The sequence below is a fragment of the Streptomyces sp. NPDC002680 genome (assembly GCF_042889145.1).
Classification (GTDB): Bacteria; Actinomycetota; Actinomycetes; order Streptomycetales; family Streptomycetaceae; genus Streptomyces; species Streptomyces adonidis.
This window is the reverse complement of the sequence record NZ_JBIAQP010000007.1, coordinates 1-25,959: the sequence shown is the minus strand read 5'-3', so window position 1 is coordinate 25,959 and position 25,959 is coordinate 1. Positions and strand designations below refer to the sequence as shown.

The window sequence follows — 25,959 nt, the reverse complement described above, 5'->3', positions numbered from 1 at the left end:
CCCCCGGCCCGCCCGTTCCCCCGGCCTCCGCCCGCCTCCGGCCTCCGCCCATCCTCCGGCCGCTGCCGTCCCCGCCCCGGCCCCGGCCCCGGATCCACGCCCTCCCCCGCCACCCGCCACCCAAGCTCCCTCCCCCTTCCCCCTTACTCCGTCCGCAGCGCCGTCGCCGTTCGTGCTCTCGCCGCCCAGCCTGCCGGGAGCAGCGCGCCCAGTAGGGCGATCGTGATGCCTGCCAGGCCCAGTAGGGCCAGTTGCCACGGGTCGTACACGTCGAGGATCGACGGGGGTAGTTCGGTGCCTGCCGCGTGGCCCATCAGGGGTAGGACTATGCCGTGCAGGGCGAAGCCGGTGGGGACGCCGATCAGGCCGCCCAGGATGCCTATGCCGGTCACCGAGGCCAGTACGAGGGTGACCGTCTGGCGTGGGGTCATGCCGATGGCCTTGCAGACGCCCAGGTCGTGGACCCGTTCCCGGGTGTCCAGGACCACCGAGTTGAGAACGCCCATGCCGGCCACGGAGACCAGCATCAGGGTGAGCAGGGCCGCCATGGACTGCAGGATGATCACGAAGTTGTCCTGCCCCGAGGGGGAGTTGGCCATGGCATCGCCGCCCAGTGGTCGCACGGCCTCGGCGAGCTTCTCCGCGTACTCGCCGGGAGCGACGCCCTGCTTCACCTCGACGAGGAACATCCTGGGCTCGGTTCCGGGGAAGTCCGCGATGTTCGCGTGGAGTTGGAGCCCGCCGTCCGATGTGTCGAAGGCCTCGCCGACGATCCGCAGGGTTCGGGTGTGCCCCTCGTAGGTCATCCGGAGCGAGTCGCCGATCCGGGTGCCCGTTCGTTTCAGGTAGCCCGAGCCGACCACCACCTGGCCCGCGCCGTCGAGCCAGTGCCCGGAGAGCATCTCGTAGCTGCCGGTCCGGGTGTCCCCCTGGTAGAGGCTGGCCGGGACCGCACCGGTGATCCCGGCCACCGAGGCGTCGTTCTTCGTCATGGCGTAGTAGGAAGCGGTGCCTGGCTGGGCCTCGACGGCCGCGCGGATGGCGGCCGGGTCGGCGGCCGGGGCCTCGGGTGTCTCGTTCTCCGTACGCCGGGTGCCGCCGGGGCCGGGCGTCGGTCCGCCCGCGAACACCGTGACCTCGGCGCGGTCCTCGGGGTCGGCCGCCGCGCCGACCGCCGTCAGGGACGCGGTCAGGCCCACCGCGAAGGTCGCCGCGACCGTCCCGAAGGTCACCGCGAGCAGCATCGCGACCGTGCGGACCGGGTGCGCGAAGGGACTCGCGAGGCCGTACGTCACCGCGCGCGGCAGCGGCAGCCGTCCCGCCGCCCGGTGGGCCCACTGGCCGCGTCCGGTGCGGGGCGCCCTGCCCACCGCGATGGCCTCGACCGTACGCAGCCGTCCGGCGCGCAGGGCGGGGATCAGCGCGGCGACCCCGACGACCAGCAGCGCCCCGCCCGCCACCACGACGTCCACCCACCAGGCGACGCTCAGACTGGCGGTGCCGTACGCCTGCTCGGTGTCGTCGAGGAGCGGTACGGCGAGCAGGTTGCCGAGGACGACGCCCAGCGCGATACCGACGGCCGCCGGGATCAACGCCTGGGCCACATAGGCGCGTACGACCTCGCGCGGGGTGAAGCCGACGGCCTTGAGGATGCCGATCCTGCGCAGGCTCGACCCGACCGCGCCGCTCGTCACACTGGAGACGATGATCACCGACATCACGATGCCGAGGATGCCGAAGGCGACGAGGAACGGGATGGTCGGCGCGGCGCCCTGATCGGCGTCACGCTTCGTCTCCAGGTACGACCGGCTGCCCAGCAGCGCCCCGGACGGCACAGCCGCGGCGATCCGCTTGCGGCCCGCGGTGATCTGGCCCTCCGTGTCGGCCGCGGCGAAGCGGTAGAGCATCTGGCTCGTGAGGGGGGCGTCCGCCGAAGCCAGTGCCCTGGCCTGGGCGGGGGTCGTCCAGACGTCGGCGGTTCTGCTGACCGAGACGGCGAAGCCGACGATCGTCAGGGTCGGGCTGTCGGCGGCGTCCGTGGCCCTGAGCGTGGAGCCGAGGCCGAGGTTGGGGCCGTCGAACTCCCCGTTCAGCACGATCTCGCCCGACTTCGCCGCCCACCGGCCGGACTTGAGGTCCAGATCGTCCACGTCGGCCCCTGGCGCGGACCGTCCGACGAGCGTCAGCGTCGGCAGGTGTCCGTTCGCCGAGTCCACCGGCTTGATCGTCGTGGCCGGGTAGGGCCCGGCGGTCGCGGTGACGCCCTCCTGCTCCCCCGTGGCCTCGATCTGCGCCTCGGTCACCTTGGCCGGATCGAACTGTACGGTCAGATGCGCGCCGTGCTGCTGCGTGAACGCCTGGTCGAAGGGCCGGTTCGCGGCGACGACGAGCGACCCGGCGACCACCGCCGAGGCCACGGCCATCATCGTGGCCACGGCGATCACCACGGTCTGCACCCGCCGCCGGCCCACCCCCGACCGTACGACCCGGCCGAGCGCACCGCCGCCGAAGCCGATCATCGGACGGCCTCCGCCCGGGTGTCGAGGGCGAGATGACCGTCGACCAGCCGGATCGTGCGGCTCGCGCACGACTCGGCGAGCGCCAGGTCGTGCGTGACCAGCACGATGGTCTGCCCGCCCCGATGCAGCTCGACCAGCAGCTCCCGTACGTCCTGACCGGACGCGGTGTCGAGGGCGCCGGTCGGCTCGTCGGCGAGCAGCAGCGCGGGGCGGTTGACCAGGGCGCGGGCGACCGCGACCCGCTGGCGTTCACCGCCCGAGAGCCGGCCCGGATAGGCGCGGGCGTGCTTCTGGATGCCGAGCACCTCCATGAGTTCCCCGGCGCGGGCGGCCGTCTCGCGCCGTGCGGTTCCCCGCAGTTGGGCGGGGAGCTGGATGTTGTCGGTGACGGTGAGGTCGTCGAGGAGGTTGAAGAACTGGAAGACCATGCCGATCTGTTCGCGGCGGAACCGGGCCAGCGCGTGCTCGCTCAGGTCGTCGAGCCGTCGGCCGGCCACGGACACACTGCCCTCGGTCGCCCGGTCCAGGCCCGCGACGAGGTTCAGCAGAGTGGACTTGCCGCTGCCGGAGGGGCCGGTCACGGCGAGGGCCTCGCCCTGTTCGACGGAGAGCGTGAGCGGCCCGAGCGCGGGCCTGCCCGCACTGTCGTAGCGCTTTGCCACGCCGTCGAGTTGGATCACCTGGGTCATGAACTCGCCTGCCCCTGCCGTTGGTTGGAGAGAGAAACTTGCCGGACCCGGTGAACGTAGGGGCGGGCGGCGTGGCAGCGCGTCGGCCGCGACACCGACGTCCGGCCCTCCCCGCGGAGGACCCGGCCGTGGGGTCATCCCTGCGAAGTACGCCTGAGGAACGGCTTGTTGATCTGTTCGGTACGGAGGGACGCGGGGCGGGGCGACCCGCCCCCACAATGAGCCGATGGAAACGCCGACGGAGACGGAGTACCGGCGCGCCCGGCATCGGCGTCGTTGGCGGCATTGGCGTCAGCACCTGTGGGACGCGCTGCGGCCGGAGCCGAAGCCCGCTCCGCTGTCACGGCGGGCGGTACGCGCCGACCTGGCGCTGGCGGTCGTACTGACCGTCGTCGCGCTGATCGTCGCGGCGCGCTATCCGGGCGACGGGCCGGTGCGCTTCCTCCCGAAGGCCGACTACGGGTACGGAACCGGGGCCGAGACCACACCGGTGGTCCCGCAGCCCCCGGAGATCCCGCAACCGCCACCCCGCCCGCCGGTCATGGAGGGCGACGACGGCTCCGTCGCGCCCTGGCCCCTGGTCGTCCTGTCGGCGCTGCCGCTGCTGGCCCGGCGCCGGTATCCCCTGGCCGTGTTCGGGGTGGTGCTGGCCGCGGGGCTGGCCACCGGTGACCGCGCCTCCTGGATCACCGTGCTGACCTGCGTCATCGGCGCCTACAGCGCGGTCGTGCACAGCCGCTATCGGGCGGGCGCCCTGGCCGCGCTGGTCGTCGGCGCGGTGCTGGCCGGGGTCGCGTTCCAGCGCGCGGAGCCGATTCTGCCCGGCTGGTCGAGTCCCGGGGTCGTGCTGCTGGTCGCCGGGGTACTGGCCGGGCTCGTCCGGTTCGGGCAGCGGCGGCTGGCGGTCGGCCGGGACCGGTTCGCGCGGTTGGAGCGGGCGCAGGAGGAGGCGATGCGGAAGGCAGTCGCGGAGGAACGGGCCCGGATCGCCGCCGAGTTGCACGATGTGGTGACCCACAATGTGAGCGTGATGGTGATCCAGGCCGGGGCGGCGCGCAAGGTGATGGACGCGGCGCCCGAACGGTCGAAGGAGGCGTTGCTCGCGGTCGAGGCCGGGGGCCGGGCCGCGATGGCCGAACTCCGGCATGTGATGGGCCTGTTGGCCGCCCCGGACACCGGCCTCCACGACACCCCCGCCGACGGTCTGGAGCCGCAGCCCGGCCTGGACCGGCTCGACGCGCTGACCGAACGGGTGCGCGGCGCCGGGGTTCCGGTGTCCGTCGCGGTGACGCTGCCGCCGGACCCGTTGCCGCCCGGGGTGGACCTGACGGCGTACCGCGTGGTGCAGGAGGCGCTGACCAACACGATCAAGCACGCGCCGGGCGCCGAGGCCTCCGTCGTGATCGGCTGGACCGACGACTGCCTCCAGATAGAGGTGGCCAACACGAGCCCCAACTCCCCACCGCCGGAAGGCGAGAACAGCGGCACCGGGGGAACCGGTCGAGGTCTGATCGGCCTGCGTGAACGCCTGGCGGTCTACGGCGGCGAGCTGATCGCCGGCCCGACCCTCACCGGCGGCCACCGCATCAGAGCCACCGTCCCGTGGCGGACACCATGACCCACAACCAGTCACCCCTGCCATCGCCGCCGCCCCTCCGAGCGGTCATCGCCGACGACCAGGCCCTGGTCCGTACGGGGTTCGGGATGATCCTGGCCGCCGACGGCATCGAGGTGACGGCCGAGGCGTCCGACGGCGCCGAGGCGGTGGCCGCCGTACGCCGGACCCGTCCCGATGTCGTCCTGATGGACATCCGGATGCCGGGCATGGACGGCATCGAGGCGACGCGGCGGATCCTCGCCGACGACGCCCCGGAGGCGGCGAGAACCCGCGTCGTGATCCTCACCACCTACGACCTCGACCACTACGTCTACGCGGCCCTCACCGCCGGTGCCTGTGGCTTCCTCCTCAAGGACGTCACGCCCGAGCATCTGGTGGCCGCCGTACGTCTGGTGCAGTCCGGCGACGCCCTGCTCGCGCCGGCGATCACTCGCCGCCTCATCGAACGCTTCGCCCATCGCGAGGCGCCCTCACCGACCACGACCCGGCACGCGGACCTGTCGGGGCTGACCCCCCGTGAACTGGAGGTCCTGCGGCTGCTGGCGACGGGTCTGAGCAACGCCGAGCTGGCGGAACGGCTGTTCCTGAGCCCGACCACGGTCAAGACCCACGTGGGCCGCATCCTCTCCAAACTGGAGCTGCGCGACCGGGTCCAGGCGGTCGTACTCGCCTACGAGACAGGCCTGATCGCGCCCGGGGCCGAGGCCTGACCTATCCAGATCCTGTCAACTCTTCACACAGTCGACCCCCGTTGATGTTGCTCTTGCTGCACACTCACACCTGCACGCACCTTGGACGCCGGAGAGGTCATGTTGCAGATCAACACGAGCAAGGTGAGCCGCTGGGACCAGCACGGGCGGGAACACGTCGTCCACGTCCAGCGAACCGGAGCACATCGCGTCATGAGCTGCGACACGTGCGGCTGGCGGAAGAAGGTCCAGTTCCTGCCCTGGCTGAAGGCGGAGGAACACCTCGCCGAGGAACACCAGGCGACGGTGGACCCGACGGCGGGCTGAAGGCCGTTCACGCCCCCGCTCACGCGCTCGTCGTCGCCAACTTCGCCCCCAGCGCGAGGAACGACCCCGCGAACGCCCGCCGCAGCCAGGTCATCACACGTGGCCGTGCCATGACCTGGCTGCGTACGGAGGCGGCGAGGATGCCGTAGGCGGCGAAGACCACGAACGTGGCCAGCATGAAGACCCCGCCCAGGACGAGCATCGTGACGACCGAGTCGGGGTCGTCGGGGTTCACGAACTGGGGCAGGAACGCGAAGAAGAAGACGGTCAGTTTGGGGTTGAGGAAGTTGATCAGCACGCCCCGGACGATCACCCGCCACGTGGACCGGGGTGCCGCCTCCTCCGTGACGGCGATCGCCCCCTTCTCCCGGAGCGTGGCCCACGCCATGTACAACAGGTAGGCCACACCGGCGTACTTGAGGATCTGGAAGGCGGTCGCGCTGGTGTGCAGCAGGGCGGCGACCCCGGTCACCGTGGCCAGCATGTGCGGCACACACCCGAGGGTGCAGGCGAAGGCCGCGACGACACTGGCCCGCCGCCCCCGCGACAGCCCGGCGGCGAGCGTGTAGACGACACCGGTACCGGGCGTGGCGACCACGACGAGGGTGGTCAGCAGAAAAGCGATGCTCATGGGGCCAGCCTGCCGCCGGTGCGGCCGGACCTACAGGTCCAATGGCCGGCCCCTCAAGAGGACCACTTACGGCGTTCAGCCCTGCCGCAGCGGCAGCGCCAGGTCCACCACCGGCCGCCCGGCGTCGAAGGTGCCCGCGCGCTGCACCGCACCGCCCAGCAGGTTCACCCGGTACAGACGCTGGGCGCCGCCCACGCGCAGGACCGCGTAGCCGGTGTTCGTGCCGGAGCGTGCGGAGCTGTAGATGTCGAAGCCGGCGCCCGCCGGAGCCGCGTCGACGCCCAGCTTGCCCGTGGGGGCGAGGTTGCCGGCGTTCGCCGGGGACTGGATCGACACCTGGTCGTTGACGGTGTCGACGTCGAACAGGGTGGTGGCCGTCGTCGCGTCGAGGTCGTTGTTCGTGTACGCCGCCGCCGTGACGCCGGTGGCCACCGCACCCGAAGTCGCGGGCGGGACCGGCGGGTTGGTGAGGGTACCGTCGGTCGCCGTCGTACCGGCCGCCGGTGCGCCCGCCGGGTCGTCGATGTTGTGGCGGAGGTTCTGGCCGGTGTCGCTGATGACCCGGAGCCGGTTGGCGGCGGGGTTGAAGTCGACGCCGAAGCTGCTCCCCTGCAACGGCACGCTCAGCTGGGAGACCTTCGTCGCCTTGGCGCCGATCTCGCGGACGGTGTAGACGCCACCCCGGTCCCCGACGCCGTACAGCTTGTTGTTCTGGACGCGGTAGTCGATGCCGATGAGCTTGGTGTCACCGTGCAGCCCGTTCACCTTGCCGAGCGGAACGGCCCGCCCGGGCCGGTCGACCCGGAAGGTGACGAGCCGCTGGTCGGCGGTGAGCCCGACGGCGGTGAGCCGCCCGCCCGCTGCCTGCCCGCTCACTCCGGCGGACTGAACACCGATGTCGGACGACGAGGCCGCCTCGTCCGCGGCCTCGCACCCGACCACCCCGATCGCCAGAGCCATCGTGGCAACGCCGATCACTGCTTGCTTGCGCATGGTGCCCCCGAGAGGTCAGCGCCGCCCGCACCCTGCGAGCCGCGTATGACCTGTCCTTCGGAGCCCCAAGTGTCCCGGATGGGCGAAACCCCGCTTTCGTTACGTCTGTTACGACGGTAACGAAAGCGGGGCATCGAGAAATCCCGTCCAGCTGCCGCGCCCGTCTTTAGGGGCGCGGGGAACTGCGCGACCAGCCCCCACCGGCCGCCGGCCGACAAAGAACCCCTAGCAGCCGATAAGCCGCTGAGCCAAGTAACCCTCGATCTGGTCCAGCGACACGCGTTCCTGCTTCATCGTGTCCCGCTCACGAACAGTGACCGCGTTGTCATCCAACGTGTCGAAGTCCACCGTCACACAGAACGGCGTACCGATCTCGTCCTGCCGCCGGTAACGCCGACCAATGGCCCCCGCGTCATCGAACTCGATGTTCCAGTTCTGACGAAGCGCGGAAGCAAGACCCTTCGCCTTCGGAGACAGCTCCGGGTTACGCGACAGCGGAAGCACCGCGACCTTGACCGGCGCCAGGCGCGGGTCGAGCCGCAGCACCGTCCGCTTCTCCATCTTGCCCTTGGCGTTCGGCGCCTCGTCCTCGATGTACGCGTCGAGCAGGAACGCCAGCATCGCGCGGCCCACACCGGCCGCGGGCTCGATGACGTACGGCGTCCAGCGCTCGCCGGCCTCCTGGTCGAAGTACGACAGGTCCTGGCCGGAGGCCTTCGCGTGGGCCGAGAGGTCGAAGTCCGTGCGGTTGGCGACGCCCTCCAGCTCACCCCACTCGTTGCCGCCGAACTGGAAGCGGTACTCGATGTCCGCGGTGCGCTTCGAGTAGTGCGAGAGCTTCTCCGCCGGGTGGTCGTACCAGCGCATGTTCTCCTCGCGGAGACCGAGGCCGGTGTACCAGTTCCAGCGCTCCCCCATCCAGTACTCCTGCCACTTCTCGTCCTCGCCCGGCTTGACGAAGAACTCCATCTCCATCTGCTCGAACTCACGGGTGCGGAAGATGAAGTTGCCGGGCGTGATCTCGTTGCGGAACGACTTGCCCATCTGGGCGATGCCGAACGGCGGCTTGCGGCGCGAAGTGGTCTGCACCTGGGAGAAGTTGGTGAAGATGCCCTGGGCGGTCTCGGGGCGCAGGTACGCGACCGAGCCGGAGTCCTGGGTCGGGCCGAGGTGCGTCGACAGCAGGCCCGAGAACTGCTTGGGCTCGGTGAACTGGCCCTTGTTGCCGCAGTTGGGGCAGTTGATGTCGGCGAGGCCGTTGGCGGGCGTACGGCCGTGCTTGGCCTCGTACGCCTCCTCCAGGTGGTCGGCGCGGTAGCGCTTGTGACAGGAGGTGCACTCGGTGAGCGGGTCGGAGAAGGTGGCGACGTGGCCGGAGGCCACCCAGACCTCGGGGGCCAGGATGACGGACGAGTCGATGCCGACGACGTCCTCGCGCGACGTCACCATGTAGCGCCACCACTGGCGCTTGAGGTTCTCCTTCAGCTCGACACCCAGTGGTCCGTAGTCCCAGGCGGCGCGCTGGCCGCCGTAGATCTCACTGCAGGGGAAAACGAAGCCACGGCGCTTGCTCAGGCTGACGATGGTGTCGATCTTGTCGGCGGCCACGATGCTCTCTTCATTACGAACGGACGGCGCGAATGCTTCAGGTTACCGGCGGGGGCCGCCCCCCAATCAAATCGGTTCCGGCCAGAGCCCTTGACGGCGCTCCGGGCCTGCCCTTTTGACCGCTTGTTGACAATCGTTTCCAGAATCATTGAAAATGACTGTCATGAACGTACGACGACTCATATCGGGCACCGCGATCGCGGCGGCCACCGCGCTCGGCCTCGGCGCCCTGTCCGCCTGTTCCTCGGACTCGAGCGCCTCCGACCGGAACACCACCGGGCAGCTCGACGTCGTGGCGTCGTTCTATCCGATGCAGTACCTCGCCGAGCAGATAGGCGGCAGGCATGTCTCCATCAGCACGCTGACCGAGCCCGGCCAGGAGCCGCACGACCTGGAGATCAGCGCCAAGCAGACCGCGCAGCTCCAGGAGGCCGACGCGGTCCTGTATCTCAAGGGCCTCCAGCCCGCCGTCGACGAGGCGGTCTCGCAGTCCGAGGCGAAGACGAAGATCGACGCGGCGACACTCACCACCCTCGAGGATCACGGCAGCGACGGGCACGCCCACGAGGGCGAAGATGCGCACTCCGACGAGGAAGCCTCCGGCCTCGACCCGCACGTCTGGCTCGATCCCGTGAAGTACGCCGAGATCGCCGACGGGGTGTCCGCCGCCTTCCAGAAGGCCGATCCGACCAACGCGGCGGAATACAAGCTGAACACCAGGGCGTTGACCGCCAAGCTGACCTCGCTCGACACCTCGTTCGAGGACGGCCTGAAGAACACCGCGACGAAGGTGTTCTTCACCAACCACGCGGCCTTCGGCTACCTCGCCGAGCGCTACGGCCTGACCCAGGAGGCCATCGCCGGAGTGGACCCGGAGAGCGAGCCGAGTGCCGCGCGGATGAAGGAGCTCCAGCAGGAGGCGAAGGCGGACGGAGTGACGACCGTCTTTTACGAGACACTGGTCTCCGACAAGACCGCGAAGACCCTCGCCGAGGACGCGAACCTCAAGACGGACGTCCTCGATCCGCTGGAGGGCATCACGGAGAAGTCCCGGGGCGACGACTACATCGCGGTCATGGAGGCCAACCTCAAGGCGCTCCGGACGGCACTTGGCGCCAAGTGACACCAGCCACATCACGGAGGTACGACGGATGAGCAGCGAGCCGGTCATCTCCCTGCGCGGCGTACGCGCCGAGCTGGGCTCGCGCCCGGTTCTGCGGGGCATCGACCTCACCGTGGGCCGCGGTGAGGTCGTCGCGCTGCTCGGCGCCAACGGCTCGGGCAAGTCGACCGCGATCCGCACGGTCATCGGCCAAGTGCCGGTCAGCGAGGGCGAGATCGAGCTGTTCGGCGTCCCCCGCCGCCGCTTCACGGACTGGCGGCGCGTGGGCTACGTACCGCAGCGGACGACCGCGGCCGGAGGCGTGCCCGCGACGATCACGGAGATCGTCTCGTCGGGGCGGCTGTCCCGCGCCCGCTTCGGGATGCTGCGCAAGGCCGATCACGCGGCCGTCCAGCGGGCCATCGGCCTCGTCGGCCTCGCGGACCGCGCGAAGGACTCGGTGAACGCGCTCTCCGGCGGCCAGCACCAGCGCGTGCTGATCGCCCGTGCCCTCGCCGCCGAACCCGAGCTGCTGATCATGGACGAGCCGATGGCGGGCGTCGACCTGGCGAGCCAGGAGGTGCTGGCGCGGACGCTCCGGGAGCAGGTCGCGGCCGGTACGACGGTCCTGCTCGTGCTGCACGAACTCGGGCCGCTGGAGCCGCTGATCGACCGGGCCGTCGTCCTGCGCGACGGCTGTGTGACGCACGACGGGCCACCCCCGCAGGCCGTCGGACAGCACGCGCTGCCCGGCCACGACCACGTACACCCGCACGCGGCTCACGACGCCGAACCGATCCGGACGGGACTGCTGAGCTGATGGAATTCCTCGACTACGCCTTCATGCAGCGGGCGCTGCTGGCCGCCGTCCTCGTCGGCGTCACGGCCCCCGCCATCGGCATCTACCTCGTCCAGCGCCGCCAGGCGCTCATGGGGGACGGCATCGGCCATGTCGCGATGACCGGCGTCGGCCTCGGCTTCCTGCTGAACACCTCGCCGGTGTGGATGGCGACGGGCGTCTCCGTCGTCGGCGCGGTGATGATGGAACTCATCCGCTGGTACGGCAAGACCCGCGGCGACATCGCCCTCGCGATGCTGTTCTACGGCGGTATGGCCGGCGGCGTGATGTTCATCAACCTCGCGCCCACGGGCTCCAACGCCAACCTGACCTCGTATCTCTTCGGGTCCCTGTCGACGGTCAGCGAGTCCGACGTGACCGCGATCTGTGTCCTCGCGGCCCTCGTGGTGTTGGTCACCGTCGGGCTGCGGCGGCAGCTCTTCGCGGTCAGCCAGGACGAGGAGTTCGCCCGGGTCACGGGGCTGCCGGTGCGCGCGCTGAATCTGCTCACCGCGATCACGGCTGCCGTCACCGTGACGGTCGCCATGCGGGTCGTCGGGTTGCTGCTGGTCAGCGCCCTGATGGTGGTTCCCGTGGCCGCCGCCCAGCAGCTCACCCGGAGTTTCGCGGCGACCTTCGCGATCGCCGTCGCGATCGGGGTGTCCGTGACGATCGGCGGGACCGTGACCTCGTACTACCAGGACGTGCCGCCCGGCGCGACAATTGTGCTGCTGACCATCGGCGCGTTCATCGCGCTGACCGCGCTCGCGACACCCCTGGCCCGGCGCCGGGCCCGTGCCGCGGCCGCCTCGCAGTCGGCCGGGGACCCGGCGGAGTGTGTGATTCCGGCCAGCCGGGAGGCCGCCGACAGGGCGGGCGTCTGACCGCGCACAGTCCGGGCTGGCACAATGGCCCGGCAAGCGCAGACGTAAGGAGACAACGGTGACGACGGCCGGCCCGCCCGTTAAGGGACGATCCACCCGCCAGCGTGCCGCTGTGGCGGCGGCGCTGGACGAGGTCGACGAGTTCCGCAGTGCGCAGGAACTCCACGACATGCTCAAGCACAAGGGCGACTCGGTCGGTCTGACGACCGTCTACCGCACGTTGCAGTCCCTGGCGGACGCGGGTGAGGTGGATGTGCTGCGGACGTCGGACGGGGAGTCGGTGTATCGGCGGTGCTCGACCGGCGATCACCATCACCACCTGGTTTGCCGTGTGTGCGGCAAGGCTGTGGAGGTGGAGGGGCCCGCTGTGGAGAAGTGGGCGGAGGCGATCGCTGTTGAGCACGGGTATGTGAACGTGGCTCATACGGTGGAGATTTTTGGCACCTGTGCGGAGTGCGCTGCGGCTGTGCAGAAGTAGGTTCGGTGCGTTGTTGTCTGCGTTGTCTGCGTTGTCTGCGGGAGCGTCGTGGCTGGTCGCGCAGTTCCTCGCGCCCCTAAAAGGGGCGCGTCACCTCGCGTCCGATAGCTTCGCGCCGTGAGTCGTGTCGGGGAAAAGCAGCTCAGCGCCGTCTCTCTCGGAGTGCCGTTTCGGTGGCTTTGGGGGGCCTATGCCACCAGTCTGTTCGGGACCTGGGTGGCCTTTGACGCGTTTCCGTTGATTGCTGTGCTCGTGTTGCGTGTCGGGCCTGCTCAGGTTTCGTTGTTGGCTGCCGTCGGGGTTGCCGTGGGGGCTCTGGTGGCTGTGCCGCTCGGGCCCTGGGTGGAGTTTCGGCGGAAGCGGCCTGTGATGGTCGCTATGGATCTTGTGCGGTGTGGGGCGTTGCTCACCGTGCCCGTTGCTTATGCGCTCGGGGTGTTGTCCTTTGGGCAGCTCGTGGTCGTGGCTGTCGTCGTCGCCGCTGCCGACATCACCTTCACCGCCGCCAGTGGGGCCTGTCTCAAGGGGCTGTTGCCGCCCTCCCAACTCCTTGTCGCCAATGGGCGGTTCGAGTCCACGATGTGGACGGCGAGCGTGGTCGGGCCGCCGCTGGGCGGGGCCGCCATCGGGCTGCTCGGGCCGGTGGTCACCGTGGTCGCCAACGCCGTGAGTTTTCTGCTGTCGGCGGTCGGTATCCGGGCGATGGGTGGGGACGAGCCCCGTCCCGAGGGGGTGCGCAAGGCAGGACCGCGGGTCGGGGATCTGCTCGACGGGTGGCGGTTCATTCTGGCCGATCCGGTGCTGCGGCCCCTGTTCCTCAACACCGTGCTGGTCAGCGGGCTGATCATGGCGACGGCGCCACTCGTCGCCGTCCTGATGCTCGGCGACCTCGGCTTCGCGCCCTGGCAGTACGCGCTCGCCTTCGCCGTGCCCTGCGCCGGCGGCCTCCTCGGGTCCCGTCTGTCCCGGCCGCTCGTCGCGCGGTACGGGCAGCGCCGGATCATGCTCGCCTTCGGGACACTGCGGGTGTGCTGGCCGGTCGGGATGGTGTTCCTGCACAGCGGCACGACCGGGCTCGTCCTCGTGATGGGCGTGCAGTTCGGGCTGATCACCTGCATGGGCGTCTTCAATCCGGTGTACGCCACCTACCGGCTCCAGCACACACCGGCGGACCGGGTCGCCCGTACCCTCTCCGCCTGGTCGGTCTCCAGCAAGCTGACCGTCGCCGCGCTCACCGCGCTGTGGGGGCTGCTGGCGGCCCTCACCACGCCCCTGACGGCCATCGGGGCCGCGGGCGCCCTGATCCTCGCAACTCCCCTGCTGCTGCCCCGTACAGAGGCCTGAAGACGCCCTAGAGGGTTCCTGCGGCGCGCAGAGGGATAACCCTTGACCTCTTAACTTTTGATGACATGCACTCCTCAATGCTGCCACTCTTCCGGCAGCCGTCCCCCACGTCTCAGGCACACATCCCGCACTGCTCAGCTCATCCCGGGCCGCACACCCCTGTCCGCCCGGTTCTGTTTCCGGCCGTTGAAGGCGCGGCCGTCGCAGGAGGAGTTTCGAGTGAGACGAACGTCCAGCAACACCCCCCACAGATCCGGCCGCACCCAGGCCCTCCGCTCCCGCAAGGCCACCGCCGCGGGCGCCCTGCTCGCCACCGCGACCCTGCTGACCGTCGGTGTCCAGACGGTCCCGGCCGCCGCCAAGCCCGCGCCCCCGGCGCCGAGCCCGCTGCGGGCCGGCTCGCTCCAGGCGGAACTGACCCCCGCCCAGCGCACGGCGCTGATCAAGAGCGCGACGCAGCGAACGACGACGACCGCAGGCTCCCTGGGTCTCGGCGCGAAGGAGAAGCTGGTCGTCAAGGACGTCGTCAAGGACGCCGACGGCACCGTCCACACGCGCTACGAGCGCACGTACGCCGGACTGCCCGTGCTCGGCGGCGACCTCGTCGTGCACACCCCGCCCGCCGCCAAGGCCTCGGGCACGGTGAGCACCACCTTCAACACCCGGCGGGCCATCTCGGTCGCGTCCACCACCCCCACGTACGCCAAGTCGGCCGCCGAGACGAAGGCGCTGGGCGCGGCCAAGGCGCTGGACGCGGAGAAGGCCACCACCGACAGCGCGCGCAAGGTGATCTGGGCGGGCAGCGGTACGCCGAAGCTGGCCTGGGAGACGGTGATCGGCGGTCTCCAGGACGACGGCACGCCGAGCCAGCTGCACGTCATCACGGACGCGCTGACCGGCGCGGAGCTGTACCAGTTCCAGGCCATCAAGACCGGTACCGGCAACAGCCAGTACAGCGGCACGGTGACCATCGGGACCACGCTGTCCGGTTCGACGTACCAGCTGAACGACACCACGCGCGGCACCCACAAGACGTACAGCCTCAACAACGGCACGTCGGGCACCGGCACTTTGATGACCGACTCCGACGACACGTGGGGCACCGGGTCCGGGTCCAACACGCAGACGGCGGGCGTGGACGCCCACTTCGGCGCGCAGACGACGTGGGACTTCTACAAGAACACCTTCGGGCGCAGCGGCATCAAGAACGACGGTGTGGCGGCCTACTCGCGCGTGCACTACAGCACGGCGTACGTGAACGCGTTCTGGGACGACGACTGCTTCTGCATGACGTACGGCGACGGCACGAGCAGCACGCACGCGCTGACCTCGCTGGACGTGGCCGGGCACGAGATGACGCACGGTGTCACCTCCAACACCGCCAACCTCACCTACTCCGGTGAGTCGGGCGGGCTGAACGAGGCGACGTCCGACATCTTCGGCACCGGTGTGGAGTTCTACGCGGCGAACTCCACCGACGTCGGTGACTACCTCATCGGCGAGAAGATCGACATCAACGGCGACGGTACGCCGCTGCGTTACATGGACGAGCCCGACAAGGACGGTGGCTCGGCGGACAGTTGGTACTCGGGCGTCGGCAACCTGGACGTGCACTACTCGTCCGGCCCGGCGAACCACATGTTCTACCTGCTGAGCGAGGGCAGCGGCTCCAAGACCATCAACGGCGTCACCTACAACAGCCCGACCTCCGACGGTGTCGCCGTCGCGGGCATCGGCCGGGCCGCCGCGCTCCAGATCTGGTACAAGGCGCTGACGACGTACATGACGTCCAGCACCACGTACGCCCAGGCCCGCACCGCCGCGCTGAACGCCGCCGCGTCGCTCTACGGCACCAGCTCCACGCAGTACGCGGGTGTCGGCAACGCCTTCGCGGGCATCAACGTCGGCTCCCACATCACCGTCCCGACGACGGGCGTGACGGTCACCAACCCGGGCAGCCAGTCCTCGACGGTCGGTACGGCGGTGAGCCTGGCGATCACGGCCAGCAGCACCAACAGCGGCACGCTGACGTACGCGGCGAGCGGTCTGCCGACGGGCCTGTCGATCAGCAGCTCCACGGGCACGATCTCCGGCACCCCGACCACCGCGGGCACCTACAGCAGCACGGTCACGGTGACCGACAGCACGGGGGCCACCGGTACGGCGTCCTTCACCTGGACGGTCAGCGCGACCGGCGGCGGCTCCTGCACCTCGGCCCAACTGCTGGGCAACCAGGGCTTCGAGTCCGGCAACACCACCTGGACGGCGACCAGCGGTGTCATCACCAGCTCCAGCAGCCAGGCGGCCCGTACCGGCTCCTACAAGGCCTGGCTGGACGGCTACGGCTCGGCCCACACCGACACGCTCTCCCAGTCGGTGACGATCCCGAGCGGCTGCACGGGCACGACGTTCACGTTCTACCTGCACATCGACACGGCTGAGACCACCACCAGCACGCAGTACGACAAGCTGACGGTTACTGCCGGGACGACCACTCTGGCCACCTACTCCAACCTCAACGCGGCCAGCGGGTACGTGGCGAAGTCGCTGAGCCTGTCGGCCTACGCGGGTACGACGGTCTCCCTGAAGTTCACGGGCGTCGAGGACTCCTCGCTCCAGACGAGCTTCGTGATCGACGACACGGCGGTCACGACCAGCTGACCGACGCCCACCAATCAACCCCCCACGGGTACGACAGCGGCACCCGGCGCTCTCCCTGCGCCGGGTGCCGCTCGCCACTGAAGCCGGCGGATCGTCCCGTCAGCTGGAAGGGGCTCGAATCCGCCCTGTGGACGGCGGCGGGCGTTGTCACAATGAGTGGCCCTTCGACCTATCCACGGAGCTGACCATGCGTAGACCCGCTGTCCCGCTGGCCGTTGTCGCCGCCCTCGGCATTCCGTTGACGGCGGCGACCCCTGCCGCCTCGGTCCCCGTCCCGCCGACCGAGGTCATCTGCCAGGACTGGTCCATATACCCGCAGTACATCCGCCACATCTTCCTGAGTCCGGACAACCCCACGGCTGTCAGGGACTTCGACGAACTCCCGGAGATCCTCAGCTGCTACGAGTGGTCGGGGTCGACTCCGGCCACTGTGGAGTACACCATCAGCTACTCCATGCACGGGGTGGACCATCCCGACGGGTACACGGGCACCCTCACCATGGGGCACGGCTTCTCGTGGGGCACCCCCACGCCGGGCCATGTCTACCGGGCGAGTTTCACGCTCGTTCCCTGACCCACCGAACCCGGCCATGCCCCGGGGGCGTTCAGGCCCCCGTGTTGCCCTTCATGTCCCGTTCCATTTCCAGGAGTTGCTCATTCGGGACGGCGCCGCCGAACCGCCGGTCCCTGGAGGCGAATTCGACGCACGCGCGCCACAGGTCGCGTCGGTCGAAGTCGGGCCAGAGCACGTCCTGGAACACCATCTCGGCGTAACTCGACTGCCAGATCAGGTAGTTGGAGGTGCGCTGTTCACCGCTCGGGCGAAGGAAAAGGTCGACGTCCGGCATGTCCGGGTAGTAGAGGTACTTCTGGATGGTCTTCTCGGAGACCTTCTCGGGGTCGAGCCTGCCGAGGGCGACATCACGCGCCATCGCCTTGGCGGCGTCTGCGAGTTCGGCACGGCCGCCGTAATTGACGCAGAAGTAGAGCGTCATGGCGTCGTTCTTCTTGGTCTGCTCCTGGGCGATCTGGAGTTCCTGTACGACGGACTTCCACATCCTGGGCATACGCCCGACCCACCGAATCCGGATACCGAGTTCGTCCATCTCGTCGCGCCGCCGCCGGATGACGTCACGGTTGAAGTTCATGAGGAAGCGGACCTCTTCCGGGGACCGCTTCCAGTTCTCGGTGGAGAAGGCGTAGAGGGAGAGATTCTTGACGCCGAGTTCCAGGCAACCCTTGAGGACATCGAGGACGACGCCCTCGCCGACCTTGTGCCCCTCGGTACGCGGCAGCCCGCGCTCCTTGGCCCACCGTCCGTTGCCGTCCATGACGCACGCCACATGGTTCGGTACGAGTTCGCCGGGGAGCTTCGGCGCGGTGGCGCCGGAGGGGTGCGGTTCCGGCGTCTTGTACTCGCGACGCCGTCCCCCCAGGATTCCGCGTACGGCCATGTGCTTCTCGTCTCCCTCTTGCTTGCTCTTACTCGCTTGCGGTGCTTGTGCTTCTAGTTTTTCTCTACGTAGCGCAGGGAGCGCAGGCCGCGCTCCAGGTGCCAGTGCAGGTAGGCGGACACGAGTCCGCTGCCCTCCCGGACATAGCGCGGCTCGCACGCGTCCGCGGTCGCCCAGTCGCCCGTCAGCAGCGCGCCGAGCAGTTCGAGGGCCTGGGGAGAGGGTACGACGCTGCCGGCCACCCGGCAGTCGACGCAGACGGAGCCTCCGGCGGACACCGAGAAGAAGCGGTTCGGGCCCGCCATGCCGCAGCGCGCGCAGTCGGTGAAGGTGGGCGCGTAGCCGTTGACGGCGAGCGAGCGCAGCAGGAACGCGTCGAGGATGAGATGGGGCTCGTGCTCGGCACGGGCGAGGGTGCGCAGGGCGCCGACGAGCAGCAGATACTGCTGTACGGCGGGCTCGCCCTCGTGGTCCGTGAACCGCTCCGCCGTCTCCAGCATGGCCGTACCTGCGGTGTAGCGGGCGTAGTCGGTGACGATGCCGCCACCGTACGGAGCGATGGTCTCGCTCTGCGTGCACAGCGGCAGCCCGCGTCCGACCAGGTCGCTCCCCCGCGAGAAGAACTGCACGTCGACGTGGGAGAACGGTTCGAGCCGGGCCCCGAACTTGGACTTGGTCCGGCGTACCCCACGGGCCACGGCCCGTACGCGGCCGTGACCGCGTGTGAGCAGCGTGATGATCCGGTCGGCCTCACCCAGCTTCTGGGTGCGCAGCACGACACCGTCGTCACGGAACAGGCTCATGGGGTCATTGTCGCGTACGGAACGGTGGGCCCGGACGTGGGCGGTAGCGCTTCGCCGGATATCTGGATATGCGGTGCAGAACCTGCGGGTCCGCTGTGGCCGGTCGCGCAGTTCCCCGCGCCCCTTGGGGGCGCCAGGCCCGGCCGGGGACTTAGGGGACCTCTCCCCTGCTGCGTGCGTTCGCGTACGCCGTGGCCGCGCTGAGGCGTTCCGCCGGGGTCGCCGGGCGCAGGCCGTCCGGGGCCGCGTCCCACTCCCTGCCGCCGCCGTACGATCTCAGCTGGACGTAGGGTCCCTCGTGGCCCATGACGAGGCCCACCTTTCCGGTGCGGGTGTCCATGACGTACGAGCCGATGTCCGGCCGGCCCGGCTTTCCCGACTTCGCGCGCCATACGTCGTTCATCGCAGCGCCGCCGCGATCCGGGCCGCCGTCTCGACGCTGCAGCGTCCCAATTCGATGAGCGGACGGGGCACTTCCCGGGCGACACTCGCGGTGTCCAATCGGAGCGTCGGCAAGGTAATCCCGGCGTTTTTCAACGCCGTCCGCAATTCCTTCACAATTTCCTCCGCTTCTTCGACGCAGTCCGCCGAGCGTGCCGTCCTTCGTGCCGTCACCGTGCTCCCCTTGCTAATCGACTTTCACTCTTCGCACTTCTACGGTGACGTGCTGTGCCTACACTCGGAAGGCTCTGGGCGCAGCAACGACGGTGCAGTTGAAGGGGGTTCGGTTCGGCTATGGCCAATGGTTCACAGCGGCAGGCGGCTTGGGAGTTCTTCGGGGCGGAGTTGAAGCGACGGAGGGAGGAAGCGGGGTTAACGCAAGTGGAGTTGGGGGCGATGGTCTTCGTCTCCGGGGGCTACATCGGGCAGTTCGAGCAGGCCATTCGTAAGCCGCAGTTGGATGTCGCGATGAGGATTGACGACGTCCTACAAACCGCAGGTTTTTTCGAGCGTACCTGGCGCAAGCTCATCGACGACAAACGCTACGCGGATTACTTCGCGGAGGTTGTGGAGCTTGAGCGGACGGCGACGAAGATCTGTGAGTTCGCGCCCACGGTGATTCCGGGACTGCTACAGACGGCCGCGTACGCGCAGGCGGTCACGCTCGCGGCCAACCCGTTCGTCACGGACGACTACGTGGCCGAAAAGGTCGGCGCCCGACTGGAACGCGCGCGCATCCTCAAGGACGCTACAAGGCCCGAGTATTGGGCGATCCTGCACGAGAACACCTTGCGTACGCCTGTCGGCGGGCCGGCGGCCATGGCCGAGCAGCTGGAGCACATCGCGGCGCTGGCCCGCGAGCGGAAAGCGCTGGTGTTGGTGGTCCCGTACTCAGCGGGAGCGTTCGCTTCCATGCTCGGGATGCTGAAGCTCATGGAGTTCGAGGACGCGCCGCCGACCCTCTATACAGAGACCTCGTTTTCGGGCGACCTGCTTGATGACCCGGCGGTGGTGAAGCGGGCACAGCGAGCATACGATCTGCTCAGGGGTGCCGCACTGTCGCCGGAGGCGTCCCTCGCCCTGATCGAATCGGCGGCGGAGGACCACAGACGATGCGCGAGTACGACCTGAGCAACGCCCGCTGGTACAAGAGCAGTTACAGCAACGGCGAGGGCGGCAGCTGTGTCGAGGTTGCGTACGACTTCATCGGCGCCGCCCGCTGGCGTAAGAGCACGTACAGCAACGGCGAAGGCGGGGACTGCGTCGAAGTAGCCGACGGAGTCCCCGGAGTGGTGCCCGTCCGAGACAGCAAGGTCTCGGACGGGCCCGTACTGCTCATTACTGCGCTTGCCTGGACCGACTTTCTCGGTGGGGTCAGGGAGTGAGCTGCCAGCGCTGGATGTAGCCGACGTCGATCGCCGCCCGGTCCTGCACGCGCAGCTTCCACGTGCCGTTGAGGGGCTGGGCCGAGGCGTCGACCGTGAACGTCTGGTCGACGTTGTCCGCGCCGCCGCCGCTCCGGTTGAGGAGTGAGTAGACGGTGCCGTTGGGGCCGACCAGGTCGACGGTCAGGTCACCGCGGTAGGTGTGGACGATGTTGACGTAGACCGAGGTGGTCGCGGAGGCGTTGCCGTCGCGGCCCTCGATGGTGACCGGGGACTCCACGGCGGCACCGACGTCGGGGATGTCGACGCGGGTGGTGCTGCCGTAGATGTACGCGATCCGCCAGCTGAAGGTGTCCGTGACGGACGAGCCCGTGCCGTCGGTGACCGTGAGGGTGACATCGCCGGTGCCGAGGGTGGTCGGCGTCCCGGAGATCAGACCGCTCGGGCTGAGGGTCAGACCGTCGGGCAGGCCGGTGGCCTCGTAGGTCAGCCCCGAACCGGAGTTGGTGGTGTAGGCGTCCACCTGGAGGCTGACCGCCTGGCCGACGCCGCTGATCTGGTCGGCGACCGGGGCGACGTTGACGCCGAGGGCTATCCGGCCGCCGACGTTGATGGCGGCCCAGGCGTCGGCGACGGCGAGGTAGGTGGGGCTGTAGGCGCCGAACAGGTCACCGGCCGCCTGGAGGGTGGCGGTGCGGGCGCCCGCGTAGTTGGTCGACGACGTCATGTACGTCGTCAGCGCCCGGTACCAGATCGCGGCGGCGTTCTCGATGCCGATGCCGGTGACGGCCTGACCGTCGGAGGTCGGGCTGTCGTAGGAGACGCCGTTGACGGTCTTGGCGCCGCTGCCCTCGGAGAGCAGGTAGAAGAAGTGGTTCGCCGGCCCCGAGGAGTAGTGGACGTCGATGCTGCCCAGGGTGGAGCTCCAACTGTCGCGCGAGGAGCCGTCCTTGGAGGGCTTGTCCATGTAACGCAGCGGGGTGCCGTTGCCGTTGATGTCGATCTTCTCGCCGACGAGGTAGTCGCCGGGGTCGGCGGCGAGGTCCGAGTGGAACTCGACGGCCGCGGCGAAGATGTCGGAGGTGGCCTCGTTGAGGCCGCCGGACTCGCCCGAGTAGGTCAGGTTGGCGGTGGCGGCGGTGACACCGTGGCTCATCTCGTGCGCGGCCACGTCGAGCGAGGTCAGCGGGTGCGTGTTGCCCGAGCCGTCGCCGTACGTCATGCAGAAGCAGCTGTCCTGCCAGAAGGCGTTGACGTAGTTGCTCCCGTAGTGGGCCCGGCTGTAGGCGGCGACACCGTCGTTGCGGATGCCGTTGCGGCCGTACACGTCCTTGTAGTAGTCCCAGGTCGCCGCCGCACCGAACGCCACGTCGACACCGGCGGTCTGGCGGTTGGACGGCAGACCGTCGCCCCAGACATCGTTGTCGTCGGTGAAGAGGGTGCCGGTGCCGGAGGTGCCCTGGTTCAGGTCGTACGTCTTCTGCCCGGCGCGGTCGGGGTCGGTGAGCTGGTACGTCGATCCCGAGAGGGTGCTGCCGACGGGGACCGTGCCGACGTACTGGCCGGTGCCTTCGCCGGTGTGCACCTTCTCGGCGGCGAGGAGCTGCTTGCCGGTGCTCGCGTCGGTGACGACCTGCAGTTCGCTGGGCGTGCCGTCGGGCTGGACGCCCTCGACCAGCGTCTCCCAGGCCAGGACGGGCTTGGTGGCACCGGCCCAGACGACGAGGCGGGCCGCGCGCTCGGTCTCGGCGCCGGTGACGTCGGCGCCCTTCGCCGCGGCGAGAGCCTTGCCGGTGGCACTGGTCCCGGAGAGCTTCGGGGTGAGGGTCGGCAGCGTGAGGGTCGCCGCGCTCGCCTTGGAAACGGTGGTGCGGTTGCCCTTCAAGTGGACGACCAGGTCGCCGCCGAGGACGGGCAGTCCGGCGTAGGTGCGCTCGTAGCGGGTGTGGACGGTGCCGTCGGCGTCCTGGACGACGTCCTTGACGACGAGCTTCTCCTGCGCGCCGAGGGCGAGTTGACGAGCCGTGGTGCCGGACGTGGTCTGCGCGCTCTTGATCAGCGAGGCGCGACGGGTCGCCGACAGGGGCACGGCGGCGGCCCCCGCGCGAGGCTCGGCGGTGATCTTGGCCGGGCTCGGGCCCGGATCGGCCGGGGCCGCGGTCGCGGTGCCGACGGGGGCTCCCATGGCGAGCAGGGTCCCGATGGTGGTCAGCGCGAGGGCGGTGGCGCGTCTGCGCCGGAGGGTGGTGCGAAGTCGCCGGGGCAACGTGTTCTCCTTCTGCGGCGGTCGGTCCGTGGTGGGGACCGAGGTGGGGGCGGACCGACAGGGATGTGGCCGGTCCGGGGCGCTGCACGGCAGGTGGGTGGAAGGAGGTGGGGGGTGAGTGAAAGACGTGAAGGATGAGTGAACTCCGGCAGAAGCGTGGCACTGCGTGTCTCGCCTTGTCATGTGATCGCCAAAACAACGGCTTGAAATGGTCATGTCCAACTGGGGACCGTCCGGCTGGGCGCACGTTTTCAGCCGCCCGGCCGGTCGCCACGCAGAGATCGCGCGGTTATGCTGCCCGGCGCGCGCGTAACGGGCGCGTGCACACGGGGTGTGGGGACATGGGTGGGGGACCTGGCATGACCGAAGACATCGACGTACCCAGACCGGCCGAAGCCGAGAAGGGTGTGAGCGCCGAGAAGGGTGTGAGCGAGGGCGCCCAGGTCGCGTCGGCGCTGCTGCTGGTCGGCTGCCTGGCGGTCGGCTTCTGGGTGGTGACGAAGTACCAGCCCGACTCCGCTGCCGACGACCGGAAGCCGGCCTCGTGCTCCAGGTCGGACGACGCCGCGCCGCCGTCGAAGCCCATATCCGGTACGCGACTCTGCAAGGCGTTGAACCGCTCGGACCTGCCGACGCTGCTCGGCACACCCAAGGACTACGCGCTCGGCGCCTACAGCAACGAGGCCCAGTTCAGCGAGTCGCTCGGCATCACGACACAAGACCCCGAGGCCACCGTCCAGTTGGAGGGTTACTCCGTGAAACTCTCGGCGGCCTACGACGACTTGACCGTCGCCGAGATAGCGGAGTACCTGCCCGCAGCGGCGGAGCGGAAGACTCTCCTGGGCCACCCGGCGTACCTGTATCCCGGCCGGACGATCGGCTTCGTCTTCGACGACGGCAAGGCGTCCACCGGCCCCGGCGGCGTCGCCCGTACCCTCCTGGTCGCCAAGGACCCGAAGGACGGCGGCGGTTCGTACGAGATCGCCATCTGGCGCCAGGACGACGTGCCCCCTGACGAGACGGCACTGCTCAGGGTCGCGGAGCAGGTACTGCCGACGGTCCCGGGATGGACGGCGGGCGGCTGAGGATCAGGTGGTACCGGTACCGCCCGTCAGCAGGGCCCGCGCCACCTTCCGGAAGGCGGCGAGCAGACGACCGCGGTCGTCCACGCGGGTGGCGAGGACGACATGGCTCGGGTCGACGCCGTACAGGGGGATGGTGGTGAGGTCGGGACGGAGCCGGTCCGCACCCATACCCCCCGGGACGATGGCCACCGCCTGCCCGGCGGCGATGAGTTCGAACTTGTCCTCCAGCGCCCGGACCAACGGCCCCTCCGGCGCCCGGCTGCCGTCCGGACGCGGATCGATACGCCAGAAGGCGTTCCAGGCCGCGTCCTCCCGCACCCGGGGCAAGGGTTCGTCGGCGATGTCGTCGAGGGTGACGGACTCCTTCCCGACGAGACGGTGATCGAGCGGAACGACGAGGACCCGGGGTTCCTCATAGAGGACGGTCACCTCCAACTCGTCGGTGGGGAGCGGGAGTCGGGCGATCACAGCGTCGACCCGGTGGTCGAACAGCGCGGTGTGGGGTTCGTTCCAGTCGAGGTGCACGGCCCGTACGTCGGCGTCCGGATACCGGCGGCGCAGCTCCCGTACGGCCGGGGTGACGATGAGGTTCGACGTGTAGCCGATGACGAGCCGGCTGGGCTCGGCGGCGGCGCGGGTCTGGGAGGCGGCGCGGGTGGCGGTCCGGAGCAAGGCCCTGGCATGTGGCAGGAAAACCTCACCGGCCTCGGTGAGCCGACTCCCCTGCGGAGTCCTGTCCAGCAGCCGAGCCCCCAACTCCTTCTCCAGCCGCCGGATCTGCCGACTGAGGGAGGGCTGGGCGATCCGCAATGCCTCGGCGGCCCGCCCGAAGTGAAGCTGCTCGGCGACAACGACGAAGTACCGCACGAGCCGCAGATCGAGATCGGGTCCGGTCATGTGCCAAGCGTATCGGGCAAGTTGGCCACCTGAACCAAGCACACCAGGACTGACCTGAGGTGATGCCTGATACGCATTACCTATTCCGGAACAGGTCTTGGACCGGGAAGGGACCCGACACGCACGCTGAAAGCACACCGGCCGACACCAGGAGGCCGGTAGTGAGAGGGAGTTCATCATGCGTGTGTTCGTCACCGGGGCGAGCGGGTTCGTCGGGTCCGCCGTCGTACGGGAGTTGCTCGGCGCGGGTCACGAGGTGGTCGGGATGGCCCGCTCGGACGAGTCGGCAGCGTCACTGAAGGAGGCCGGGGCGGAGGTCCACCGGGGAGACCTGGACGACCTCGACAGCCTCCGCGCAGGGGCGGCGGCCTCGGAGGGCGTGATCCACACCGCGTACGTCCATGACTTCCGCGACATGGCGGAGGCGGCGCGGACCGACCTACGGGCCGTGGAGACGATGGGCGAGGCGCTGGTGGGCTCCGGCCGCCCGCTCCTCATCTGCTCCGGGACCGCCTTCTCGCCAGGCGTGCTGGCGACGGAGGACGACCCGGGCGACCCGTCGAGGTCCCACATGTACCGGCTTGCCTCGGAGACGGCGGTGATGCGGCTCGCGGAGCGCGGGGTGCGGGCATCGGTCGTACGGCTGCCGCCGTCCACGCACGGCAAGGGAGAGTACGGCTTCGTGCCGCGGCTCATCGACATAGCCCGCGCGAAGGGCGTCTCGGCCTACCCCGGCGACGGCACCAACCGCTGGGCCGCCGCCCACCGCTTCGACGTGGCCCGCCTGTTCCGACTGGCCCTGGAGTCGGCCCCGCCGGGGACCCGCCTGCACGCGGTCGCAGAGGAGGGCGTTCCGGTGCGGGAGATCGCCGAGGCGATCGGACGGGGCCTGGGGGTGCCGGTGAAGTCGATCCCGACGGAGGAAACACAGGACCACTTCGGCTGGCTGGGCAACTTCTTCGCCCTCGACCTGCCGGCGTCGAGCGCGGTGACGCGGGAGGGGTTGGGGTGGGAGCCGGTGGAGACGGGGCTGCTGGCGGACTTGGGGGCGGGGTACTACTTCGCTTCGGCGGGGGACGGGGATACGACGGCTCCCTGACAGTTTTCCTCGCCCCCGCCGCCCCTACCCGTTCCCATCCTTCTGGGGGCTGCGCCCCCAGACCCCCCTTTGTCCTCAAACGCCGGACGGGCTGACTATCCAGCCCGTCCGGCGTTTGAGGACGAGCGCGTTCAGCGCGATACGGGGG

At 69.6% G+C, this 25,959-nt stretch carries 25 protein-coding genes; 14 read left to right on the top strand and 11 right to left on the bottom strand.

The window, feature by feature from the left end:
* Positions 1 to 143: 143 nt before the first annotated feature.
* On the bottom strand, positions 144 to 2,519 hold the full coding sequence (locus ACFYXF_RS19225; protein ID WP_389350793.1) for an ABC transporter permease: 2,376 nt from the start codon (positions 2,517 to 2,519) through the stop codon (positions 144 to 146).
* Positions 2,516 to 3,208 carry an ABC transporter ATP-binding protein gene (locus ACFYXF_RS19220; protein WP_389350792.1) on the bottom strand — a complete coding sequence of 231 codons (693 nt, stop codon included), beginning with the start codon at positions 3,206 to 3,208 and terminating at the stop codon, positions 2,516 to 2,518. Before ACFYXF_RS19220 ends, ACFYXF_RS19225 begins: the two co-directional genes overlap by 4 nt.
* A gap of 226 nt (positions 3,209 to 3,434) precedes the next feature.
* On the opposite strand from ACFYXF_RS19220, the gene ACFYXF_RS19215 reads away from it, so the two are divergent.
* From ACFYXF_RS19215 to ACFYXF_RS19205, 3 genes are all read left to right on the top strand, one after another.
* Positions 3,435 to 4,826 (top strand): sensor histidine kinase, encoded by a 1,392-nt coding sequence (locus tag ACFYXF_RS19215; protein ID WP_389350791.1) that lies wholly within the window; start codon positions 3,435 to 3,437, stop codon positions 4,824 to 4,826.
* Entirely contained in the window at positions 4,823 to 5,536 is a 714-nt protein-coding gene (locus ACFYXF_RS19210; protein ID WP_389351195.1) for a response regulator, read from the top strand. The genes ACFYXF_RS19215 and ACFYXF_RS19210 overlap by 4 nt, the downstream gene beginning before the upstream one ends.
* A 99-nt stretch (positions 5,537 to 5,635) precedes the next feature.
* Positions 5,636 to 5,842: a hypothetical protein gene (locus ACFYXF_RS19205; RefSeq protein WP_235479257.1), complete on the top strand. Its 207-nt coding sequence runs from the start codon at positions 5,636 to 5,638 to the stop codon at positions 5,840 to 5,842.
* Between the two features lie 19 nt (positions 5,843 to 5,861).
* Here the strand turns inward: ACFYXF_RS19205 and ACFYXF_RS19200 are convergent, their stop codons facing one another.
* The 3 genes from ACFYXF_RS19200 to ACFYXF_RS19190 form a co-directional block, all read right to left on the bottom strand.
* Entirely contained in the window at positions 5,862 to 6,473 is a 612-nt protein-coding gene (locus tag ACFYXF_RS19200; RefSeq protein ID WP_389350790.1) for a LysE family translocator, read from the bottom strand.
* Between the two features lie 75 nt (positions 6,474 to 6,548).
* On the bottom strand, positions 6,549 to 7,466 hold the full coding sequence (locus tag ACFYXF_RS19195) for a DUF4394 domain-containing protein (protein WP_389350789.1): 918 nt from the start codon (positions 7,464 to 7,466) through the stop codon (positions 6,549 to 6,551).
* Positions 7,467 to 7,691: 225 nt separating this feature from the next.
* Positions 7,692 to 9,074 (bottom strand): glycine--tRNA ligase, encoded by a 1,383-nt coding sequence (locus tag ACFYXF_RS19190; protein WP_389350788.1) that lies wholly within the window; start codon positions 9,072 to 9,074, stop codon positions 7,692 to 7,694.
* A gap of 163 nt (positions 9,075 to 9,237) precedes the next feature.
* Between ACFYXF_RS19190 and ACFYXF_RS19185 the strand changes: the two genes are divergently transcribed.
* The 7 genes from ACFYXF_RS19185 to ACFYXF_RS19155 all read left to right on the top strand — a co-directional run bounded on the left by ACFYXF_RS19185 (position 9,238) and on the right by ACFYXF_RS19155 (position 16,955).
* On the top strand, positions 9,238 to 10,197 hold the full coding sequence (locus ACFYXF_RS19185; protein ID WP_389350787.1) for a metal ABC transporter solute-binding protein, Zn/Mn family: 960 nt from the start codon (positions 9,238 to 9,240) through the stop codon (positions 10,195 to 10,197).
* Between the two features lie 28 nt (positions 10,198 to 10,225).
* The gene (locus ACFYXF_RS19180; RefSeq protein WP_389350786.1) at positions 10,226 to 10,996 is read left to right on the top strand and encodes a metal ABC transporter ATP-binding protein; all 771 of its coding nucleotides are present in this window, start codon (positions 10,226 to 10,228) and stop codon (positions 10,994 to 10,996) included.
* Positions 10,996 to 11,898: a metal ABC transporter permease gene (locus ACFYXF_RS19175; protein WP_389350785.1), complete on the top strand. Its 903-nt coding sequence runs from the start codon at positions 10,996 to 10,998 to the stop codon at positions 11,896 to 11,898. Before ACFYXF_RS19180 ends, ACFYXF_RS19175 begins: the two co-directional genes overlap by 1 nt.
* Positions 11,899 to 11,956: 58 nt before the next feature.
* A complete protein-coding gene (locus ACFYXF_RS19170) occupies positions 11,957 to 12,376 on the top strand; it encodes a Fur family transcriptional regulator (RefSeq protein ID WP_389350784.1) in 420 nt (139 codons plus the stop codon).
* 117 nt (positions 12,377 to 12,493) lie between these two features.
* Positions 12,494 to 13,720: an MFS transporter gene (locus ACFYXF_RS19165; RefSeq protein WP_389350783.1), complete on the top strand. Its 1,227-nt coding sequence runs from the start codon at positions 12,494 to 12,496 to the stop codon at positions 13,718 to 13,720.
* Positions 13,721 to 13,939: 219 nt separating this feature from the next.
* Positions 13,940 to 16,381, top strand: coding sequence for a M4 family metallopeptidase (locus ACFYXF_RS19160; RefSeq protein ID WP_389350782.1), 2,442 nt, complete (start codon positions 13,940 to 13,942; stop codon positions 16,379 to 16,381).
* A gap of 187 nt (positions 16,382 to 16,568) precedes the next feature.
* Complete coding sequence (locus tag ACFYXF_RS19155; RefSeq protein WP_389350781.1) at positions 16,569 to 16,955, top strand: hypothetical protein; 387 nt, start codon at positions 16,569 to 16,571, stop codon at positions 16,953 to 16,955.
* A gap of 31 nt (positions 16,956 to 16,986) precedes the next feature.
* On the opposite strand, the gene ACFYXF_RS19150 is transcribed toward ACFYXF_RS19155, so the two are convergent.
* The 4 genes from ACFYXF_RS19150 to ACFYXF_RS19135 all read right to left on the bottom strand — a co-directional run bounded on the left by ACFYXF_RS19150 (position 16,987) and on the right by ACFYXF_RS19135 (position 19,253).
* Positions 16,987 to 17,835, bottom strand: coding sequence for an isoprenyl transferase (locus ACFYXF_RS19150; RefSeq protein WP_389350780.1), 849 nt, complete (start codon positions 17,833 to 17,835; stop codon positions 16,987 to 16,989).
* Positions 17,836 to 17,888: 53 nt separating this feature from the next.
* Positions 17,889 to 18,638: a DNA repair protein RecO gene (recO, locus tag ACFYXF_RS19145; protein WP_369034173.1), complete on the bottom strand. Its 750-nt coding sequence runs from the start codon at positions 18,636 to 18,638 to the stop codon at positions 17,889 to 17,891.
* 151 nt (positions 18,639 to 18,789) lie between these two features.
* Positions 18,790 to 19,041: a hypothetical protein gene (locus ACFYXF_RS19140; RefSeq protein ID WP_389350779.1), complete on the bottom strand. Its 252-nt coding sequence runs from the start codon at positions 19,039 to 19,041 to the stop codon at positions 18,790 to 18,792.
* Positions 19,038 to 19,253 (bottom strand): hypothetical protein, encoded by a 216-nt coding sequence (locus tag ACFYXF_RS19135; protein ID WP_389350778.1) that lies wholly within the window; start codon positions 19,251 to 19,253, stop codon positions 19,038 to 19,040. The genes ACFYXF_RS19140 and ACFYXF_RS19135 overlap by 4 nt, the downstream gene beginning before the upstream one ends.
* A 120-nt stretch (positions 19,254 to 19,373) precedes the next feature.
* On the opposite strand from ACFYXF_RS19135, the gene ACFYXF_RS19130 reads away from it, so the two are divergent.
* Entirely contained in the window at positions 19,374 to 20,210 is an 837-nt protein-coding gene (locus tag ACFYXF_RS19130) for a helix-turn-helix domain-containing protein (RefSeq protein ID WP_389350777.1), read from the top strand.
* A complete protein-coding gene (locus tag ACFYXF_RS19125; protein ID WP_389350776.1) occupies positions 20,192 to 20,464 on the top strand; it encodes a DUF397 domain-containing protein in 273 nt (90 codons plus the stop codon). Before ACFYXF_RS19130 ends, ACFYXF_RS19125 begins: the two co-directional genes overlap by 19 nt.
* Here ACFYXF_RS19125 and ACFYXF_RS19120 read toward each other — a convergent pair.
* On the bottom strand, positions 20,454 to 22,730 hold the full coding sequence (locus ACFYXF_RS19120) for a M4 family metallopeptidase (RefSeq protein ID WP_389350775.1): 2,277 nt from the start codon (positions 22,728 to 22,730) through the stop codon (positions 20,454 to 20,456). The genes ACFYXF_RS19125 and ACFYXF_RS19120 overlap by 11 nt on opposite strands.
* 359 nt (positions 22,731 to 23,089) lie before the next feature.
* On the opposite strand from ACFYXF_RS19120, the gene ACFYXF_RS19115 reads away from it, so the two are divergent.
* On the top strand, positions 23,090 to 23,815 hold the full coding sequence (locus ACFYXF_RS19115; RefSeq protein WP_389350774.1) for a DUF6215 domain-containing protein: 726 nt from the start codon (positions 23,090 to 23,092) through the stop codon (positions 23,813 to 23,815).
* A gap of 3 nt (positions 23,816 to 23,818) precedes the next feature.
* On the opposite strand, the gene ACFYXF_RS19110 is transcribed toward ACFYXF_RS19115, so the two are convergent.
* Complete coding sequence (locus ACFYXF_RS19110; protein ID WP_389350773.1) at positions 23,819 to 24,712, bottom strand: LysR family transcriptional regulator; 894 nt, start codon at positions 24,710 to 24,712, stop codon at positions 23,819 to 23,821.
* Positions 24,713 to 24,890: 178 nt separating this feature from the next.
* On the opposite strand from ACFYXF_RS19110, the gene ACFYXF_RS19105 reads away from it, so the two are divergent.
* Positions 24,891 to 25,811: an SDR family oxidoreductase gene (locus ACFYXF_RS19105; protein ID WP_389350772.1), complete on the top strand. Its 921-nt coding sequence runs from the start codon at positions 24,891 to 24,893 to the stop codon at positions 25,809 to 25,811.
* Positions 25,812 to 25,959: the final 148 nt, after the last annotated feature.